Origin of the sequence: Tigheibacillus halophilus (assembly GCF_042683165.1) — a bacterium.
GTDB lineage: Bacteria > Bacillota > Bacilli > Bacillales > Amphibacillaceae > Tigheibacillus > Tigheibacillus halophilus.
Genome location: NZ_JBHUIZ010000002.1, coordinates 1 through 17,479, shown reverse-complemented (window position 1 = coordinate 17,479; position 17,479 = coordinate 1). Strand labels below are relative to the sequence as shown.

Sequence of the window (17,479 nt, the reverse complement as noted above, 5' to 3'; positions counted from 1 at the left end):
TTGCTCTTTTTTTGCTTTTTTTTAATACTCGTTCGCGAAATTGTGGTAACTGCAAGTTCTGTGATGATACGTTATACTGTAATTAGTTCAATAAGGGGGTAAATGTTTAAATGAGTTTATTTGATACAGTTTATAATCGATTTCACTCACGCTCTGTCAAATGGGATGCTCTTGAAGATGTCTTCCAAACAAATGATGTATTACCGATGTGGGTGGCAGATATGGATTTCAAAGCACCAGAAGAAGTCAATCAATCGCTTATCAAAAGGGCTGAACACGGGATTTATGGTTACACTGTCGTCGACAGCAGTGTAAAAAACGCCATCATCGGCTGGCAAAAACGTCGTAATAATTGGTCTGTCAAACAGGAATGGCTCTCTTTTTCGCCAGGAGTGGTAACCAGTCTGAATTTGGCTATTCAAGCTTTCACGAATCCTGGTGATAAAGTGCTGATACAAACACCGGTTTACACACCTTTTTACAATGTAATCAAAAACCACGGCAGAACACTCGTTAAAAGCCCTTTGTTATGCAGGGACAACCATTACCAAATAGATTTTGAAGATTTGGAAGAACAGTTGCAATCCGGTGTCAAAGCAATGATCCTATGCTCCCCGCACAATCCTGTCGGACGTGTATGGACAACAAAAGAACTTAGTGAAATCGCGCGTCTCTGTCTAAAAAATGAGGTACTAATTATTTCTGACGAGATACATGCTGACCTCACTTTTCCAAGTGTGAAACATACGCCGATGGCCGCTATTTCCAAAGAGGTATCGAATCAGTGCATCACTTGTATGGCACCGTCTAAAACGTTCAATCTTGCCGGCTTACAGGCTTCCTACACTATTATTGAAAATGAACATTTAAAGAAAAAATTTGATGAACAACTTTCTAAACAAGGACTTGGATCGCTGAATACCATGGGAAATTTTGCTATGGAAGCAGCTTATAATCATGGAGACCAATGGCTTGATGAACTAAAAGCACTATTACACTCCCATACGGAATATGTCTTGAAAGCGTTCGAGAGCTCTACTGACAAAATAAAAGTAACCAAACCTGAAGGAACCTATTTGTTGTGGATGGATTGTACAGGAATGGATATGAACAGCGATCAATTGAAAACATTTATGATTAAGAATGCCAAAGTTGGTCTGAATCCGGGAATTTCCTATGGAGAGGAAGGAGGTCAGTTCATGCGTATGAATATCGCCTGTCCAAGCGAAACACTGCAAGAAGGCGTCAGACGCATTCTCGAGGCAATAAAAACAAATGAATCTGTCCACGCTTAATCTAGCCATGAAAAAACACGCATCCGAGACGATACGTGTTTTTTCATAAATTAATCACTCATCCGCTATGATTTTACCGCAAATAATTCTTTTGCCGCTGTTACCGGCAGGCTGACTTAGTCCATCATCTTTTCCCGCAGTAATAACCAAGGAGGTTCCATCCTTTAACAATAGGGATTTCTTCCCTTCTTTCAACGTAGCACCTGACAACATCAATTCTTCTTTCACCTTTCCATCATCATCCGCGTGGATATTCGGTAAGTCTCCCAAATGTGGCCCTTTGGGATTCATTGGCCCATGCTGTTTTTTTTCAGGGTTCAGATGGTTCCCCGCTGATTTAAAATCATTACCCGTACACTTCGGATGCTCATGGATATGGATGCCATGAAAGCCTGGTGATAAACCCTCTGCTTTAAGCTTTATTTTTACACCGTTCGATTCTTCCTCCAATTCTGCACTTCCCACCTGGTCACCTGAATGGTTATAAAGCTGTACTTTTTTTGTTGTCGGCGACTGATGCTGACATGCTGCAAGAAACACTATCATTATAAAAAATGTTGTAAAAAAACGCATCATGATACTCCTTCTGCGAGTGCTTTTTCATAGTATCCGCACAAGAGTGTTTTTTTATGCCCCGCCCGGGTGCTTGTTTGTTCTTTCATTCTTAGCTATTGCCCCATTGCTTTGAAGTGCTTTATAAAAACTTTACCTTCCCTGTACTGCTCGAAAAAAGTGATCCTCTTCTTAGAGGATCACTTTCGTTCAGCAGGAGTCTCCTTATCTTTAGCATAACCCTGCTGCATGTATGATTGATTAAATTTTTGTTCTTCTTTCTTGGACTTTTTAATGAGAATGTACATCATGATCACAGCTCCGACCATGAAAATCACCAAAGAGATCACTGCCGGTATATATTCTGCCTTATTTTCAGGAAAATAAAGAAATTCCATCATGGCAAACCACATCCTTTTTAACAAGCTCTTATATCATTACATGCTATTATAACAAAAATATACTTCTGGAGCTCGCAGTCAGCCTATTGTTCGCCAAATAGACATTTTTTTGGCACAATATAAGGGAAGGAGAGGATAGCATTGAAGGAATTCGATATCGGCGAAACTGTCCGCGCGCATTATAATTCTGGTACATATATTGGCAAAATCAAGGAAGACCGCGGCGAACGCATGCTGGTGGAAGTACTGGCGGTTGACAAGCATCCCCTGCAAGGCGACATTCATAATTACAATCAAATTGAGGGTGTCTTTTTCCATGAAAGAAAAGCGTTGGCACTCCATGAAAAAGCAAATATTAAAAAGGCAGCCATCCACCCATATGATGAAGAAATCCTCCGTTATGGCGTTTCCCTGAGAAAAGCCGTAGAGCAACTAAAAGAAAAATTGCTTGCAAAGGATACGCCATTTAACCGTCTGGCACTGGAAAAATTAGAAGGTCTTGAAAAAGAAAAGTATGTACATCTTTATGATAAGTAAAAAAGCTGAAAGGGATCGGGGAACTGATCCTTTTCTAAGTTAATCTTGAAGCTCTGAAGGGTTTCTTCTTTAAACCATCGGCGGCCGCATATTTCTTTTCTTTTTAACAGGCTGGCCATAAATCATAACTGTTATTTTTGGTGCGTAATTGAACAGCAGCATACCAATAAATGCAGCAATGATGACATAAATACCAGCAAACACTTTAATACCCGCCACTGCTATCGCTGCAATGACAACAGAAAATTCTCCCCTGGCACAAATGGAAAGCCCTGCCCGAAAAGACACACGTTTGGACAACCCATACCAGTGCCCGCCAATGATTCCGACAAGCAGTTTAGCAGCAATCGACCAAATAAGCAATGTTATGAGCAAGCCTACGTAAGGAACGCCATGAAGCAAATCGATGGTTGTCCCAAAATGAAGGAAAAACAATGGGAGCAGCAAGTCCTGTACTGGAGTGACTGTAGTTTGAATCCGTTCAACTTTTCCAATTTCAGCAAGCATGACCCCTGCCAAGAAAGCACCAAGTACCTCTGACAAGCCCAGGTAAATAGCAACACCGCCAAATATTGTCGCGATGCCGACTAGTAAGCCGATTTTAATATCCTCGTCTTCCAATCTTACCAATAAGTTCTCAAATTTTTTAAATACGGTTTTTCCCAACAGGATAGCCACAGCAGCCAAACCAAAGATTTTCGCAATGAGTAACAGCAAATCGGTGCCTGTAAAAGCGGAACCAGAACCAAGCGCGATTAATATCGCAACAAAAATAGGGGCGACAAGGTCTTCGAAGATTAAAATACCTAAGATGAACTCCGTTTCGGCGTTGGCCATGCGACCTTTTTCATTCAGAAGTTTTGCAGTGATGGATGAACTTGTGGCAAAAACAATGCCACCAATCAAAAAGGCTGTATACCAGCTGAGGCCAAAGGAAACTGTGATCAAAGCTGTGATTCCCAAATTGAGCACAACATCGAGCAGTCCGGATCCCCATATCTTTTTAGCGATATGTCCAAGTCGTTTCACATTGAATTCCAGCCCCATAAGGAAGAACAGCATGACGATAGCGACCTCTCCGAGCAAACTCAATATTTCATTTCCGGAAAGGAATTTCGCAAGTACAGTACCAAGTAAAATGTAAAGAATGGCATTGGGGAATTTTGTCTTTAAGGAAAAATATCCCAGAAGAAAAATCCCCAACAAAATCAAACCTGTGCTTAACAGCATTGGCAATTGACTAATCAATATACATCATTCCCATCATTCCTTGCCATGGCAAATATCTGTCAACGTTGATATTTGCTCGTCTTTTCCAATTGACATCAAGATATCACCTGCTTGCAGCACCGTATCCGGCTCAGGTATTGCTATGATATCTTCTCCTTGCACAATACCGATGATTGTCGCACCTGTCTTGTTTCTAATATCAGATTCTTCAATGGTTTTATCGACAAGCGATGATCCTTCTTTCAGCTTGATGTAATCAATGATGATTTGCTTTTTGAACATGCGCAGCTTATCCACATCAGCCGGCTGGTATGTGGCACCGAGCAACTGGGCAGCCAATTCCCTAGTTTCATCTGGTGTCAGATCAAGCGCAAAGTCCGCCTCATCACTATCCGCATCATCGAAAAAGTACATCTCCCTCTTCCCTGTATGGTGTACGATAATCACAAGCATATCATCCTCAGAGGTATGCATAGAGATTTTCTGACCAATGCCAGGCAATTGGGATACAGAAATTTTTTTCAATTATTTCACCTCAATAAACATTGTTAGAAAACTTGGCACCTCACCCTATAGCAAACATCTTTATTGCAATGATGATATTCATGCCTTATTTGCTGCGAAAAAATAAAAAAAGCCAGAGACTACTCTCCAGCCTATATTGTAAGGAAACAAATCTTGTTACAGCAGTATATGCTTATTCACCAAGATGTTCTTTAATGACTTCTTCGACACCTTTGATCGCATCCGCTTCGTCACTGCCTTCAGCACTGACAGTAACTTGCGCCCCTTTAGGAATACCAAGAGACATGACACCCATAATGGATTTCAAATTCACTTTTTTTCCATTGTAAGAAATTTCAACTTCTGACTGGAATTGACCAGCTTTGTTTACCAGCAATGTAGCAGGGCGTGCGTGCACACCTGTGTCTGCAGTGATTGTAAAAGTTTTTTCCGTCATGTATGTTCATCCTTCCATTATATTCAGTCGTAATACTGCCCAGCAAGAGCAGATCGACTATGTATGTTTTATGTTCAAACATAAACATATTATATACTATTATTCGTGTAAAATGAACCAAAAAAGACAAAATATCCATCTCATGTTAAAGTTGGAGTATATTAAAAATATATATTGGCATATTGCCAATACAGGAGGAAACATAATGAGTGTACATATTGGTGCAAAAGCTGGCGAAATAGCTGATAAAATCCTGCTTCCAGGGGATCCGCTTCGGGCGAAATTCATTGCTGAAACATTCCTTGAAAGCGCAACATGTTATAACGAAGTACGCGGCATGTACGGTTTCACCGGAACGTACAAAGGTGAACGCGTCTCTGTTCAAGGAACAGGCATGGGCGTCCCTTCCATTTCCATTTATGCAAATGAACTGATGCAAAGCTATGACGTAGAAAAGCTTATCCGTGTAGGCACTTGCGGTGCCATCCAAAAAGATGTCGAAGTACGGGACGTCATCCTGGCCCAGGGAGCGACAACAGATTCGCGTACTAATCAATTGATTTTCAATGGGATTGATTACGCTCCGCTTGCAGATTTCGACTTATTGAAAAAAGCCTATGAAGTTGGAGATGCAAAAGGGCTGCACTTGCGTGTCGGCAATGTTTTCACAAGTGATACGTTTTACCGGGATAATGCCGAAGCAGTGCATGAACTCCTTGCTGCGTATAAAGTACTGGCTATTGAAATGGAAACGACAGCTCTCTATACATTGGCTGCAAAACACGGCCGTCAGGCTTTATCCATCCTTACTGTTTCTGATCACCTTTTGACTGGCGAAGAAACATCGTCCCAGGAAAGACAAACAACTTTCAACGAGATGATTGAAGTTGCCCTGGAAGCTGCAATCAAATAGATATTTTTTCAGGCCGGCATGGTATTGCCGGTCTTTTACAAGAATAATATTTATTTCAAGCCCCTTGAATTCTCGTACTTTTCCACAAATATCGGAATAAGGCTGGCATGCTTTGTCACACAAACTGCCAAATAATTACATAAGAACCTTTATTGTCAACTCATAAAATAACGAGTTGACAATAGATCGATCTTTGCGCTATTCTTAAATTGAAGAGGGGGATCTTATGAAATTACATACATATGAAATTACGATAGGTTCTGTTTTTGTTTGTCTGATGGCTATCGGTGCGAATATCACTGCATGGTTTCCAATGCTCGCTGTTCCTATTGGCGGTACCGCTGTACCACTTTCATTGCAGACCTTTTTTGCCATTGCCGCAGGGTTGATGCTAGGAAAGAAACTTGGAAGTATCGCCATGATTGCCTATGTTCTGATCGGTACTGCAGGCGTTCCTGTCTTCGCTGGATTTTCCGCCGGTCCGATGGCATTAATTTCGCCGACCGGAGGATTTATTTTTTCTTTTATTGCTATTGCCTTCTTTTCTGGCTGGATTTCTCGTATCAAGCAGGTTCCAATGGTTTCTACATATATAGCTGGTGCTGTAGCTGGCCTTTTGTTCAACTATGGTATTGGCGTGACTTATATGTATATAGGAATGAATACATGGCTTCACCTACCTATCAGTTACCAGCTTGCTTGGACAGGCATGATCCCATTCCTGATTAAAGATGGCGGTTTGGCTATTCTTGCAGCTTTATTCGTGCTGCAATTGTCCAAACGACTAAACCCGGCTGTACCCCCGGGAAGAAGTCAACATTAAAACCTTATAGTTCTAGAAGCTAAGATGATATCTAAAATTGCGGAAGATATCATGCTATTATTCTTGCCAAGTAAAACGGGAGCCCACGCAAGGCTCCCATCCATCATTTTCCGTGAATCTGTTCACGAAACACTTGCATGGCATCATCTTCGTTCAAATCTTGCAACTGTTGCTCTGTCAATTTGCCATTACCTTTTTTGATGACATACACATCTAATTCCTTCTTGCCCCATTCTTTGAATACGTCAGCTACAGTATCATAGTACAAATCAATCTTATGTCCCTGGATGGCCTCGCCTTTATCAGCAACTACGCCATAACCATATCCTGGAATGAATAATATTGTTCCAATCGGATAAACATTTAAATCTGCCGCAATCGTAGAATACAAATCCCTTTTGACTTTGACACCTGAATAAGTGATACCGTATTCCGGATGTGACGGTGATTTGCCAGTCGACTCCACACCAGCTGTATACCCTGTTGCGATAACTTTTTCCGTCGGATGCTCCCCGCTTTTCACTACTTCTTCTAATGTCTTTGGTCCTTGTATTTGTTCGCTCGATATATAGAATGTTCCAGAATCGAGATGATTCAACGATTTTTTCTTTAAAGCTACATGACTATCCACATGTTCATGTGCTATTTCATCAGTCAAGCCATCCGCTCCCTGTTCCTTGGCGTATGCGCGAAAATCATCCAATGATACATTAGAAATGCTGGTAACTGTTGTGTAGATCGCACAAAAAAATAATAACACCATACTTGTACGTTTAAAAAAACTGCTCATTTCTTAACAACATCCTTTCTGGATGTCATCATTCCCAATCAAACAGCTTTTTATGCACAATTCATTTATAAAAATAAACTTTTCGGATTATTTTTATTCTACTTTACTATCACGCAATTGGCTGCAAAGTGAATCGTCAGCTTGTTTAGTTGGGTACATCTGTCTAAAAATGATACATGCTTATATGGAAAAACCAGCCATAAAAATACGCGGCTTTCTCCCCCACAGGAAAAAACCACGCACTGATGTATAAACAATCTTAAAACATTTGATAACCGCTTTTTCGCAGCAGCCTGATCACAATACCCGAAACAATCGTGCCCACAAACCCGGAGATTAATATGGTGATATCCGCTGCAGTCAAATGCAGCAACTCGCTCCCAAGCTTTGAAAACGCGTTTCCTGGATTTTTAAAATAAGCTGTAGTTGGCATGCCGTCGATAATCATGATAATGATGATCGGATAAAGAAAAGCCATCAGCCAAGTCTGGCGCAACAGCATATTCAGTATAAAAGCAATACCGAAGAAAATGACAAAATACAATAATATGGAAACTACCAACTGTATCAAATTTACGATTCCCCTTCACGAGCTTGTACCTGCATTTATCATAAAACGAAAACAGATTGAACGCAACCTTTTCCAAGATTAATAGAATATATTGAATTTCCCTTTTTTGAACAGCAAGTTTAATCCGCCCAACTTCAGAAGATATCTGTTATCGATCATTTTTTTCATAAAAGTTGCTTTCCATCCAAACATTTTCCAATTTTTGAACAGAACGGCAATTGCATCATTGTGGCCAAGAGACGCGACTGTACCAAGATCTTTCGGTACGAAAGCAGATAGGCTTCCTTCCCCGCCAATTCTTTTCAAAATGTTCGTTGAAATAATTTTAGCCTGCTGAATAGCCATCTGAGCGGTTGGCGGAAACGGCCGGTTGGTCTTCGGATTTATAATGGAAGCGCAGTCCCCGACCACAAAAATGTCCTCATACCCTGGTGCTCTCAGCTCAGGCGTCACCTCGATTTTTCCACGAGTTGTCTGGAAACCAGCTGCTTCTACGATAGCATTGGCACGGACTCCCGCTGCCCAAATAGTTGTCAAGGTAGGAACATGTATCGGTCTCCCGTCTTTTTCATAAACGATATAGTCTGGACCACACTCCCTTAACGATGCGCCGGTTACAAACTCTACCCCCCGGGTTTCCAATGAATTCATCGCATACTCCACTAAATCCGGATCAAACCCAGGCAAAACGGTTGGAGAAGATTCTATACTAATCATACGAACTTTCACCTTATCGATATCGTATTCCTCGCATAACTCAGGAATGCGGTTGGCCAGCTCTCCAAGAAACTCGATCCCTGTGAACCCTCCGCCGCCAACCACAATATTCAAACGGGCAGGATCTTTTTTCTCCTCATTATGATATTGCGCAAAATTATATGCCAGGTGCTCACGAAGCAATCTGGCTTTATTTAACGTCCCTATCATAAAAGCATTTTCTTTCAGCCCTGGAATACCGAAAGTCTCTGCTTCAAATCCCAAGCCGATAACAAGCGTATCATAGCAAATCTCCCCGTTCTTCAGCTTTACCTTTTTTTCTTCCGGGTTGATGGCAATGACTGTATCCTCCATGAATTGAATTCTCTGTTTATTGATCACTTCGCGGATTGCAATCCTTGTTTGATCATGGTGAATGGTACCTGCGGCCGTTTCATGAAGCCAAGTGGTCTGATAATGGTACGGATGCTTGTTAACAAGTGTTATTTCAGCTGGATTATCTTTCAAATTTCTCTGCAGTTCTATCGCTGTCATCAGACCGCCATAACCGGCGCCCAGAATGACAATTCGCTGTTTATTCATGATGGCCCCCCAATTTTCTGTATATGTGATGTGTTTCACTTATTGTTTCATTAAATCACGCATCCTTCTGTTGGGATGCCTTCAACGAAGTTATACGCCCGCAGGACGATCGGTTGTTATTTTCCATGAGTGCTTAAATCCTTCATGTTTCTTAAAGTCAATTTTGTAATGAAAATGTAATATAAATCCTTTTTTATATTATCGTTTTAAGGCACAAATTTCAACCCTTAACATTCTGTTTCTATAAATTGTTTCAGTAAACGAAATAAAATCAAACCAGCGTGTTCATAAAACATATGCACAACATTACTAACTGCAAGGGGTTTGTGATACGATAGGTATGGTTTAATTCTGTGTGAATGAAATGGAGGTTGCAAAGTTGTCTGATGAAATAGTTGATGTAACAATTATCGGAGCAGGGCCAACTGGTATGTTCACCGCTTTTTACGGCGGTTTGCGGCAAGCCAGTGTCAAAGTGATAGAAAGTCTGCCTCATACAGGCGGGCAGTTGACTGCGCTGTATCCAGAAAAATATATATATGACGTAGCTGGTTTTCCGAAAGTACGGGCGCAAGAATTAGTGGACAACCTGGAAAAACAGGCAAGAATGTTTGATCCGGAAATCCTTTTGGGCCAATCCATTGTCAGTGTGGAACAGCTCGAAGACAATATCCTGAAGCTGACTGCTGATACTGGGGAAATCCACTATACCAGAACCATGATCATTACGGCTGGAAATGGCGCGTTTCAGCCTCGTAGATTGAAAATTGGAACTTGTGATCAGTACGAAGATATCAATCTGCACTATTATGTCAAAGATATGAATTTATTCAGGGACAAGCGTGTCGTATTGCTTGGCGGCGGCGATTCAGCAGTCGACTGGGCGTTGATGCTTGAACCTATTGCCAAAAAAGTATCCCTTGTTCATCGCCGGGACACTTTTAGAGCACACGAGTCCAGTGTGGAACAGCTGATGAACTCTAACGTCGAAGTGCTGACCCCATATGTCCCTGCGGATTTTATCGCTTCAGAAAAAATTGAAAGAGTCATCCTGGAAGAAGTAAAAGGGGATAAGAAGATCGATATGGACGTTGATGCTGTACTTTGTAATTACGGATTTGTTTCTACTCTTGGCCCAATCAAGGAATGGGGCTTGGAAATTGACAAAAACAGCATTGTTGTGAATACGAAAATGGAAACCAACATTCCCGGTATCTATGCAGCAGGTGATATTTGCACTTACCCTGGGAAGGTGAATCTGATTGCTACTGGTTTTGGTGAAGGGCCGACTGCTATCAACAATGCAATGCAGTACATCAACCCGAAAGCCCGCGTTCAGCCGAAACATTCAACAAGTATGTTTTAAGGAATAAAATAATTCAAATACATGAAAAAAACCAACAACCTAAGGGGAATGTTGGTTTTTTCATGTAATGGTTAGTCTATCAGCATTTTTCCGGGCTGCCTTCACGGTTTTTCGCTCTAAATGAGGAACCACAGCCACATGAAACGATCGCATTTGGATTTTCGATACTGAAGCCGCCGCCCATCATGTTTTGTTTGAAGTCTATTTTCGTACCTTCTATAATCGGAATATCCTGTTTGAAAATAACCACAGGGACCTCATTTATTTCATCAATCATATCCAGTTCTTCATTTACTTCCTGATCAAAACCCAGGGAATAGGACAATCCGCTGCAGCCTCCACCTTTAATACCGAAGCGAAGTCGGACATCGCCATCTTCCTCTTTCATCATTTCTTGGATTTGTCGGCTTGCATTGTCTGTAATAGAAATCACCACGTCAATCCCTCCCTTGATATTTATTCTTCATATTCAGTATACAAACCCGTAAATCAGCTTGCAACCGTTACGAATTGTGTAGGTTGATGAATTGTGATTCGCCAGACTTATAATGAGTGTCTATTTAAGTATCATTTACGCTTAAAAAGTATGAGATGTTTCGGAATAACCCACACCTTCAGTCGCTTGGGTCATTTTTCTGTTTCCCGCATGACCGCCCCGCGGCTTTCCAATGCCCGATAGACCTTTTTTAGCATAGTAACCCCTTCAGCAACTATCTCCTCGTTAACAAGTACAACAGGATATAGCAATTCATCATCCCAAATCTTTTGTACAAAATTTTGTTTCTGATCGTTATCTGGCGGATGATCGATATCGACATACTCGAATTGAAAGTCATCATCTACAAACTTTCTGGCAATCGCAGCTTGCAGCCATTCATAAGTATCCTTGGAACCGGGTGCACCAACACAGCTTGCACATATTTGTTGCGCACCATACACAGTAATGATAATATCATTGTTTTTCAATCAGCTTCTCCCCCTTAGTTGATTACTTTCATTTTACAAAATCGCTGATAAAAGATAAAATGAAAGTAATCAGCTAATAAAAAAAGCGATGGAAAATAGATTTTTTTGCCACTTCGTTTTATAATGATATATAAGAAAGGGGAATGTGCAAAATGCAGGATCAAGTACAGGAAGTATTGAACAAATTACGCCCTTTTTTACTTCGCGATGGCGGAGACGTTGAATTGATCGATGTTGACGACAACGGTGTGGTCATGCTTCGCTTAATGGGCGCTTGCGGCAACTGCCCCAGCTCCACCATTACATTGAAAGCGGGCATTGAACGGGCTTTGATGGCGGAAGTTCCTGGCATTACAGAAATCGAACAAGTATTTTGATATAGCATAATGAAATAATGGTCCGTGAAGACGATATTTTTCAAAAAGTCCACGAAAACCTCTTGAGGTATTTCGCGGACTTTTTCTTCATCTCATTTGCGTACAATTAATTACCTTGCAGGTTAATCACTTTGCAACGTTAGCTGTCCTATTTCTTATCTTCACTGGACAGGTGTTTTCGGCCCGTCGCCATAAAAGTAGCTATCCAGGTTATCCAGGCATAAACGCACCATATCCTTCCTCGTTTGAACGGTTGCCGAACCAATATGCGGCAGGCATACAGCATTCTTCAATGCAAGCAGCGTGTGATCGCTGCCAATCGGCTCCCGGGAAAAGACATCCAGTCCAGCTCCCTTGATGACACCATTTTCAAGAGCGCTTGCCAAATCCAGCTCATTTACAACTGCTCCCCTGGATGCATTGATAAAGATAGCCTCTGTTTTCATTTTTAAAAAAATGTCATGGTTGAACAAACCCTTGGTCTGTTCTGTCGCCGGTATAAGCGAAACAACAAAATCTGATTGCGTTAGCAGTTCATCAAAATTGACATAGGTTGCTGGTAAATCTTTTTCCGCTTGTGGCTTTCGGCTCCTGTTATGATAAAGAACACGCATATCAAAACCTCTCGCTCTTCTCGCAACAGCTTCGCCAATCCTTCCCATCCCGACAATGCCGATCGTTTTATGATGCACATCGCTGCCAGCCAAAAAGAATGGCGACCAAACCTCCCAGCCATCCTGTTTGATCAAATCATTGGCTTCCACCATTCTCCTTGCGGTTGCCATCAGCAAAGCGAATGTTAAATCGGCAGTAGTCTCTGTTAAGACGTCCGGCGTGTTTGTCACAATTATATGATGCTTTTTTGCAGCCATGATGTCAATGTTATCAAAACCGACAGCCAGATTAGCAATGATTTTCAATTGTGGATTCTCTCTCAAAAAACGATCATCGATTTTTTCAGTCAACATCGTGATCAACCCATCGGCCTTTTTACTTTCTTTTAAAAGCTCTTCCTTGTCTACAGGCTTATCTTCCTGATCCCACATATGAAAAGTGAAACGATCTGAATAAGGTTCAAGTAAAGATTTCGGCAGCTTCCTGCTGATGTAAATAACAGGTTTGTTCATGCAATCCCTCCTCTAATGAAGCTATAACCAGTGTAACACAGGGATCTGCAACTGTTCTTCATCGATACCGAGTATCCTGAACAAACCAGCCAGCTTTCTCTCATACATCTCCTGTTTTTCAACCAGATATTCCAGTTGTCGAAACGGGAACAGCTTCTCTTCTTTGGCCGCCAATCCTTCTTCCAAGCAGTCGAATAAATCAGCGGGAAATATCAATCTTGCATATAGCATCCGCATACCGAACACTGATAAGCGTCGAACAGACTGATAATCTTCCAAAAACTCTCTACATTCCCTGTCATTTGAACTGTAAAGAAAGCTTGTGCGCAGATATTCAGCAATATCCCGGCAAGGATGATCATATACCAATTCATGCGGCCATATCACCGGTGTAAAAGCATCTGCGGAAAATCGGCGAAAACCGATTACACCACGATCACCCTGATGATATCTCGGATCAGACTCAGTCTCCTTCATATATTGAATTGCATTTTCGCTTCTGCCAATCACATAAGGAAGAATGTCCATCACTAGTCTGTAAAAATCACTCGGATACTGCTGTGCGGCCTTCTCTGCATGTTGTTCAAACATGGTCAGTTTATTGGTCCATAAATTTCCCCATTGGCCATAACTGGAAATTTCCTGTGGCATAAAAGAATATCCTTCACTTGCCTGATGAAAACATGCCAATGTGCTCCCCATTTTTTGAATCGCGTCTCTCGCTGGAGTGTTTACCCGCATCACAAGGCATTGCCTGCCAGCGATAGTGACATACCAGCCCCCGTCTTGTTTCGGGATTGGCAGTGCTGTTTGCTCGTATTGTCTTTCCTGCAGATAATAGGCTAATGTAGCCTGTTCCATGTCTACGGCCCCTTCACCACTCGAAGGGAGGAAAAAATAAAGATATGTACCATCCGTAAACGTTTCCTTATTATCCCAGCTATCCGTTTTTCTTACAGTAATACCATATTCCGTCTGGAAAATATGTTCCATTTCTTTCCCTCCTTGCTATTACTACTAATATATGTATAAAATGGTGTAAATTAACTAAAAGAGAATGTTCAAACGTCCTCTAAAATGATATATGTTTTTTTGTTTTGAACAACACTCTAAAAGTAATATCTGAAGGAAACGGGTGAGACATAATGGATAAAGTAATCAAAAAGAGCGAGTTGGAAATCACAGCTAGAAATTGGCTGGAAGAACGTGGTGTGACCCTGAATGATATTGCTGAGCTCGTTTATTATCTGCAGGCTTCCTATCACGACAATTTGACGATCGAAGAATGCCTTTACAATGTCGATCGAGTATTGACAAAGAGAGAAGTGCAGAATGCCATTTTGACAGGCATCCAGCTTGACAGGCTCGCAGAACAAAAGTTATTGGACCAGCCGCTTCAGGAAGCACTCGAGATTGATGAAAGCTTATATGGCATCGACGAGATCGTCGCATTCTCCATTGTGAATGTGTATGGTTCGATCGGTTTTACGAATTACGGATATATCGATAAACAAAAGCCTGGGATTTTAAAAAAATTGAATGACAAATCAACAGGGGAAGTACACACCTTTCTGGACGATATCGTCGGTGCGATTGCGGCTGCCGCCTCAAGCAGGCTGGCGCATTCCAATGCCGACGATACATTGACTCAGATGGAAGACTAAAATCACCAGTAAAAAACGGAGGACAGCTGTCCTCCGTTCATATCCGCTCCATCCATTCCTGTAAATGATGTACATAATGTGTAGGTTTTTCTTTTAACACAGCGTAATCATGAAATGGTGTCACCCCAGTAAAGACCATTAGCGTATCAATACCAGCATTGATCCCGGCCATAATGTCCGTATCATAATTATCCCCAACCATCAGCGTTTTTTTCCGTTTCGTTCCCAACACTTTAAGAGCTTGTTCCACAATAATTTTTTCGGGTTTCCCAATAAAAATAGGCTGCTGGTTCGTACTGACGCTCAATACGGCAGTCAAAGCACCATTTCCCGGAAGAAGACCACGCTCGGAAGGAATTGAAACATCTCCGTTTGTGGAGATGAAGGTAGCGCCGTTGCGTATCGCCAAACACCCTTTGGCAAGCTTTTCATAAGTAATGTCTCTGTCTATGCCAAAGATAACAAAATCACAATCCTCATCAGTCATCCGCAGACCAGCTTCTTCCACAGCCGTTTTGATTCCCTCTTCCCCGATGACATAACAGCTGGCACCTGCTTTTTGCTCCCTGACAAAATTGGCTGTAGCCATGCTTGTTGTGAAAACATGCTCCTCAGTCGCCTTGATATTCATCGCATTTAGCTTCTTAGCGACTTCTGCAGGTGTTTTCGAAGAATTATTTGTTACGAATAAGTATGGAATGTGCTCATCAACCAGCTTTTGTATAAAAAGCGGCGCATCAACAATCACTTCTTCTCCACGGAACATCGTCCCATCCAAGTCAATTAAATATCCTTCATATTTCTCCAACTTCAAAACTCCTTTGTTATCAAATACCTATTCATCAAAGTACTTTTCAAGTTTCCTTAGACTAGTTTCTAACTTGCTCCATGGTGATATCCCCAAAGCACATGAAAACTATTGAAATTTCATAAAATCGATTTTCCTTCGCACTTAAAGTGTAAAACCGCCCAAAAAAAGAGATGCCTCTTGCACCGTCTTCGCTCAAGGCATCAGCTGTGGGGCAGCTTTCTTTTTAAAAATCCATTTACATTGGCTGTCGCCATCTGTAATACATTGATGGGAAACAATGTCGAAATCCGGAAAAAGCGCAGCATACATTTCCTGTTCATTGTGGCAAACCTGCTGGTAATTGACAGCAAGATTGGCAATGGGACAATGGAAGTTTTTCATGATATATTCACCACCATGTCTTGTTTCCAGCTCGACCATGTATCCTTTTTCACTTAGCAGCTCAGCAATTTCTGCTATTCTGCCTGCTTCTTCGTGAGCAGTCATTGCTTTGTCATAAAAGTCTTTTTCACGTTCCATACGCTTTTTCAATAAAGCATCTACCGCCTGGGATCCTTGCAGCTCCTCCAAATCCTGAAGCAGTTCTACGGGCAGATGCTCGTATTGGTTCGGATACATGCCATGTCCTCTTTTTGTCAGCTCATAAGTGAAAAAGGGCCGCCCTAATTTCTGCTTGACAGCATTCCTGCGAACGATGGACTGATTTTCCAGCTCATGCAGGTGCTTTCTGACAGCAGCATCAGATATGGTAAAATGTGTCATAATTGCTTCTAATGTCAAGGCTTTTTCTTCTTTTTTCAACACATCCATCAGTTTCTGTTTAGTGGATTTTCGCTGCATGGCTCCCCCACCTCTTACGCTTCATTTGTAAATGCATTGGCTACACCCAATTCACTATCAAGATAAGTAATAATATTTCCGCTGAATTGGTTCAGTGCTTCCATGTTTGTCTCCAACACGGTATACATATATTCATGATCGATTGCCAGGTAATCCTTAACAAGCAGTTTTCGCAAACCAATCACCTGTTTATAACTCTCACACTGAGTCTTTTCAATGACCTTTTCATCGGTCAATATGTCGATAATGTCTTCGTAACCGCCCGGATCCCGCATAATAAATCCATCTATCATCATATTTCCCGTATCGATCATTGACTCTATTACCATCTGCGTTATACGCTCCAAAGCCATATTATCCCATAAGCTATCTTGCGCAGGCTTCTTCAACTCAGACAACAGATCTTCCATATATGAAAGTATAGCTTCAATCTTCTTTCGCTCAATAAAGTACAATGATTCCAACCTCCCATGCTTCTTCTGCTATCATACCATAATCCCAGCTGCAAATGAATGTTTGCAAATCGTCTCATCCAATAATTTCCTATATTATTCCGGTATAATACGGCAAACTATATTTACAGTATATTTTAGAAAGGATGATGACTTTGGACAGGAAGGATGACGGAACACCATACGCGGATTTTTCAAATGTGGAGAAGCTCAGACACCAGTTGATTCCCGAAGAATTCCCAGATGGTCCCCTTGGCTCAGCGATCAATGATGATAAACCGGTTGAAGGAAAATCAACTCCTTGGCAGAAAGGCCAATATCGGGACAGCGCATTTACATTTCCCAATAAAGATTTACACGATGATCTGCCGCGTCAAGCACCTGGAGCGCATCCGATTCACGATGAAGATAGTGAAAAAGAGCAGTAGCCCTACTCGGTGGTTACCCCTAAAAGTTAGAGTTTTATTATGCAGCTGATTGGCTGGATTGAGTTCGGTATTCGAC

At 41.5% G+C, this 17,479-nt stretch carries 23 protein-coding genes; 8 read left to right on the top strand and 15 right to left on the bottom strand.

Features of this window, described 5'->3' with window-relative positions:
• Nucleotides 1-110 precede the first annotated feature (110 nt).
• Nucleotides 111-1,295, top strand: a complete 1,185-nt coding sequence (locus tag ACFSMW_RS00320; protein WP_390352049.1) for a MalY/PatB family protein — start codon at nucleotides 111-113, stop codon at nucleotides 1,293-1,295.
• 54 nt (nucleotides 1,296-1,349) lie between these two features.
• Here the strand turns inward: ACFSMW_RS00320 and ACFSMW_RS00315 are convergent, their stop codons facing one another.
• On the bottom strand, nucleotides 1,350-1,871 hold the full coding sequence (locus ACFSMW_RS00315; protein WP_390352048.1) for a superoxide dismutase family protein: 522 nt from the start codon (nucleotides 1,869-1,871) through the stop codon (nucleotides 1,350-1,352).
• A gap of 176 nt (nucleotides 1,872-2,047) precedes the next feature.
• A complete protein-coding gene (locus tag ACFSMW_RS00310; RefSeq protein ID WP_390352046.1) occupies nucleotides 2,048-2,248 on the bottom strand; it encodes a hypothetical protein in 201 nt (66 codons plus the stop codon).
• A gap of 141 nt (nucleotides 2,249-2,389) precedes the next feature.
• On the opposite strand from ACFSMW_RS00310, the gene kapB reads away from it, so the two are divergent.
• A complete protein-coding gene (kapB, locus tag ACFSMW_RS00305; protein WP_390352044.1) occupies nucleotides 2,390-2,785 on the top strand; it encodes a kinase-associated lipoprotein KapB in 396 nt (131 codons plus the stop codon).
• Nucleotides 2,786-2,854: 69 nt separating this feature from the next.
• Here the strand turns inward: kapB and ACFSMW_RS00300 are convergent, their stop codons facing one another.
• From ACFSMW_RS00300 to ACFSMW_RS00290, 3 genes are all read right to left on the bottom strand, one after another.
• Nucleotides 2,855-4,033, bottom strand: a complete 1,179-nt coding sequence (locus ACFSMW_RS00300) for a cation:proton antiporter (RefSeq protein WP_390352042.1) — start codon at nucleotides 4,031-4,033, stop codon at nucleotides 2,855-2,857.
• Nucleotides 4,034-4,048: 15 nt separating this feature from the next.
• Nucleotides 4,049-4,540 carry a cation:proton antiporter regulatory subunit gene (locus ACFSMW_RS00295; RefSeq protein ID WP_390352040.1) on the bottom strand — a complete coding sequence of 164 codons (492 nt, stop codon included), beginning with the start codon at nucleotides 4,538-4,540 and terminating at the stop codon, nucleotides 4,049-4,051.
• 172 nt (nucleotides 4,541-4,712) lie between these two features.
• On the bottom strand, nucleotides 4,713-4,976 hold the full coding sequence (locus ACFSMW_RS00290) for a phosphocarrier protein HPr (RefSeq protein WP_390352039.1): 264 nt from the start codon (nucleotides 4,974-4,976) through the stop codon (nucleotides 4,713-4,715).
• A gap of 205 nt (nucleotides 4,977-5,181) precedes the next feature.
• Here ACFSMW_RS00290 and deoD point away from each other — a divergent pair, with 205 nt between their 5' ends.
• Both deoD and ACFSMW_RS00280 read left to right on the top strand, forming a co-directional pair.
• Complete coding sequence (gene deoD / locus ACFSMW_RS00285) at nucleotides 5,182-5,889, top strand: purine-nucleoside phosphorylase (RefSeq protein ID WP_390352037.1); 708 nt, start codon at nucleotides 5,182-5,184, stop codon at nucleotides 5,887-5,889.
• Between the two features lie 226 nt (nucleotides 5,890-6,115).
• A complete protein-coding gene (locus ACFSMW_RS00280; protein ID WP_390352036.1) occupies nucleotides 6,116-6,712 on the top strand; it encodes a biotin transporter BioY in 597 nt (198 codons plus the stop codon).
• 103 nt (nucleotides 6,713-6,815) lie between these two features.
• Here ACFSMW_RS00280 and ACFSMW_RS00275 read toward each other — a convergent pair whose 3' ends face one another.
• The 3 genes from ACFSMW_RS00275 to ACFSMW_RS00265 all read right to left on the bottom strand — a co-directional run bounded on the left by ACFSMW_RS00275 (nucleotide 6,816) and on the right by ACFSMW_RS00265 (nucleotide 9,372).
• Nucleotides 6,816-7,502 (bottom strand): 3D domain-containing protein, encoded by a 687-nt coding sequence (locus ACFSMW_RS00275; RefSeq protein ID WP_390352035.1) that lies wholly within the window; start codon nucleotides 7,500-7,502, stop codon nucleotides 6,816-6,818.
• A gap of 259 nt (nucleotides 7,503-7,761) precedes the next feature.
• Entirely contained in the window at nucleotides 7,762-8,073 is a 312-nt protein-coding gene (locus ACFSMW_RS00270) for a YuiB family protein (protein ID WP_390352033.1), read from the bottom strand.
• Between the two features lie 78 nt (nucleotides 8,074-8,151).
• Nucleotides 8,152-9,372, bottom strand: a complete 1,221-nt coding sequence (locus ACFSMW_RS00265; RefSeq protein ID WP_390352031.1) for an NAD(P)/FAD-dependent oxidoreductase — start codon at nucleotides 9,370-9,372, stop codon at nucleotides 8,152-8,154.
• Nucleotides 9,373-9,736: 364 nt separating this feature from the next.
• On the opposite strand from ACFSMW_RS00265, the gene ACFSMW_RS00260 reads away from it, so the two are divergent.
• Nucleotides 9,737-10,738 (top strand): NAD(P)/FAD-dependent oxidoreductase, encoded by a 1,002-nt coding sequence (locus ACFSMW_RS00260; protein WP_390352100.1) that lies wholly within the window; start codon nucleotides 9,737-9,739, stop codon nucleotides 10,736-10,738.
• A 79-nt stretch (nucleotides 10,739-10,817) separates the two neighbouring features.
• On the opposite strand, the gene ACFSMW_RS00255 is transcribed toward ACFSMW_RS00260, so the two are convergent.
• On the bottom strand, nucleotides 10,818-11,174 hold the full coding sequence (locus tag ACFSMW_RS00255) for a HesB/IscA family protein (protein ID WP_390352029.1): 357 nt from the start codon (nucleotides 11,172-11,174) through the stop codon (nucleotides 10,818-10,820).
• A 191-nt stretch (nucleotides 11,175-11,365) separates the two neighbouring features.
• Entirely contained in the window at nucleotides 11,366-11,704 is a 339-nt protein-coding gene (locus ACFSMW_RS00250; protein ID WP_390352028.1) for a YuzD family protein, read from the bottom strand.
• A gap of 152 nt (nucleotides 11,705-11,856) precedes the next feature.
• On the opposite strand from ACFSMW_RS00250, the gene ACFSMW_RS00245 reads away from it, so the two are divergent.
• Nucleotides 11,857-12,081 carry a NifU family protein gene (locus ACFSMW_RS00245; protein WP_390352026.1) on the top strand — a complete coding sequence of 75 codons (225 nt, stop codon included), beginning with the start codon at nucleotides 11,857-11,859 and terminating at the stop codon, nucleotides 12,079-12,081.
• Nucleotides 12,082-12,242: 161 nt separating this feature from the next.
• Here ACFSMW_RS00245 and ACFSMW_RS00240 read toward each other — a convergent pair whose 3' ends face one another.
• Complete coding sequence (locus ACFSMW_RS00240) at nucleotides 12,243-13,208, bottom strand: 2-hydroxyacid dehydrogenase (RefSeq protein ID WP_390352024.1); 966 nt, start codon at nucleotides 13,206-13,208, stop codon at nucleotides 12,243-12,245.
• Between the two features lie 21 nt (nucleotides 13,209-13,229).
• Nucleotides 13,230-14,201, bottom strand: a complete 972-nt coding sequence (locus ACFSMW_RS00235; protein WP_390352022.1) for a protein kinase family protein — start codon at nucleotides 14,199-14,201, stop codon at nucleotides 13,230-13,232.
• 152 nt (nucleotides 14,202-14,353) lie between these two features.
• Between ACFSMW_RS00235 and ACFSMW_RS00230 the strand changes: the two genes are divergently transcribed.
• Nucleotides 14,354-14,872: a phosphatidylglycerophosphatase A family protein gene (locus ACFSMW_RS00230; protein ID WP_390352020.1), complete on the top strand. Its 519-nt coding sequence runs from the start codon at nucleotides 14,354-14,356 to the stop codon at nucleotides 14,870-14,872.
• 37 nt (nucleotides 14,873-14,909) lie between these two features.
• On the opposite strand, the gene ACFSMW_RS00225 is transcribed toward ACFSMW_RS00230, so the two are convergent.
• From ACFSMW_RS00225 to hepT, 3 genes are all read right to left on the bottom strand, one after another.
• The gene (locus ACFSMW_RS00225) at nucleotides 14,910-15,680 is read right to left on the bottom strand and encodes a TIGR01457 family HAD-type hydrolase (protein ID WP_390352018.1); all 771 of its coding nucleotides are present in this window, start codon (nucleotides 15,678-15,680) and stop codon (nucleotides 14,910-14,912) included.
• Nucleotides 15,681-15,875: 195 nt separating this feature from the next.
• Nucleotides 15,876-16,523, bottom strand: coding sequence for a helix-turn-helix transcriptional regulator (locus ACFSMW_RS00220; protein WP_390352016.1), 648 nt, complete (start codon nucleotides 16,521-16,523; stop codon nucleotides 15,876-15,878).
• A gap of 14 nt (nucleotides 16,524-16,537) precedes the next feature.
• A complete protein-coding gene (hepT, locus tag ACFSMW_RS00215) occupies nucleotides 16,538-16,978 on the bottom strand; it encodes a type VII toxin-antitoxin system HepT family RNase toxin (RefSeq protein ID WP_390352014.1) in 441 nt (146 codons plus the stop codon).
• 152 nt (nucleotides 16,979-17,130) lie between these two features.
• Between hepT and ACFSMW_RS00210 the strand changes: the two genes are divergently transcribed.
• Nucleotides 17,131-17,403 carry a hypothetical protein gene (locus ACFSMW_RS00210; protein WP_390352013.1) on the top strand — a complete coding sequence of 91 codons (273 nt, stop codon included), beginning with the start codon at nucleotides 17,131-17,133 and terminating at the stop codon, nucleotides 17,401-17,403.
• Nucleotides 17,404-17,479: the final 76 nt, after the last annotated feature.

What these genes read in the sequence shown, in the direction of transcription:
- ACFSMW_RS00320 (WP_390352049.1), top strand. Translation starts at nt 111, where the DNA reads ATGAGTTTATTTGATACAGTTTATAATCGATTTCACTCACGCTCTGTC.
- ACFSMW_RS00315 (WP_390352048.1), bottom strand. Translation starts at nt 1,871, where the DNA reads ATGATGCGTTTTTTTACAACATTTTTTATAATGATAGTGTTTCTTGCA.
- ACFSMW_RS00310 (WP_390352046.1), bottom strand. Translation starts at nt 2,248, where the DNA reads ATGATGGAATTTCTTTATTTTCCTGAAAATAAGGCAGAATATATACCG.
- ACFSMW_RS00290 (WP_390352039.1), bottom strand. Translation starts at nt 4,976, where the DNA reads ATGACGGAAAAAACTTTTACAATCACTGCAGACACAGGTGTGCACGCA.
- deoD (WP_390352037.1), top strand. Translation starts at nt 5,182, where the DNA reads ATGAGTGTACATATTGGTGCAAAAGCTGGCGAAATAGCTGATAAAATC.
- ACFSMW_RS00280 (WP_390352036.1), top strand. Translation starts at nt 6,116, where the DNA reads ATGAAATTACATACATATGAAATTACGATAGGTTCTGTTTTTGTTTGT.
- ACFSMW_RS00275 (WP_390352035.1), bottom strand. Translation starts at nt 7,502, where the DNA reads ATGAGCAGTTTTTTTAAACGTACAAGTATGGTGTTATTATTTTTTTGT.
- ACFSMW_RS00265 (WP_390352031.1), bottom strand. Translation starts at nt 9,372, where the DNA reads ATGAATAAACAGCGAATTGTCATTCTGGGCGCCGGTTATGGCGGTCTG.
- ACFSMW_RS00260 (WP_390352100.1), top strand. Translation starts at nt 9,737, where the DNA reads ATGGAGGTTGCAAAGTTGTCTGATGAAATAGTTGATGTAACAATTATC.
- ACFSMW_RS00245 (WP_390352026.1), top strand. Translation starts at nt 11,857, where the DNA reads ATGCAGGATCAAGTACAGGAAGTATTGAACAAATTACGCCCTTTTTTA.
- ACFSMW_RS00240 (WP_390352024.1), bottom strand. Translation starts at nt 13,208, where the DNA reads ATGAACAAACCTGTTATTTACATCAGCAGGAAGCTGCCGAAATCTTTA.
- ACFSMW_RS00235 (WP_390352022.1), bottom strand. Translation starts at nt 14,201, where the DNA reads ATGGAACATATTTTCCAGACGGAATATGGTATTACTGTAAGAAAAACG.
- ACFSMW_RS00230 (WP_390352020.1), top strand. Translation starts at nt 14,354, where the DNA reads ATGGATAAAGTAATCAAAAAGAGCGAGTTGGAAATCACAGCTAGAAAT.
- ACFSMW_RS00220 (WP_390352016.1), bottom strand. Translation starts at nt 16,523, where the DNA reads ATGCAGCGAAAATCCACTAAACAGAAACTGATGGATGTGTTGAAAAAA.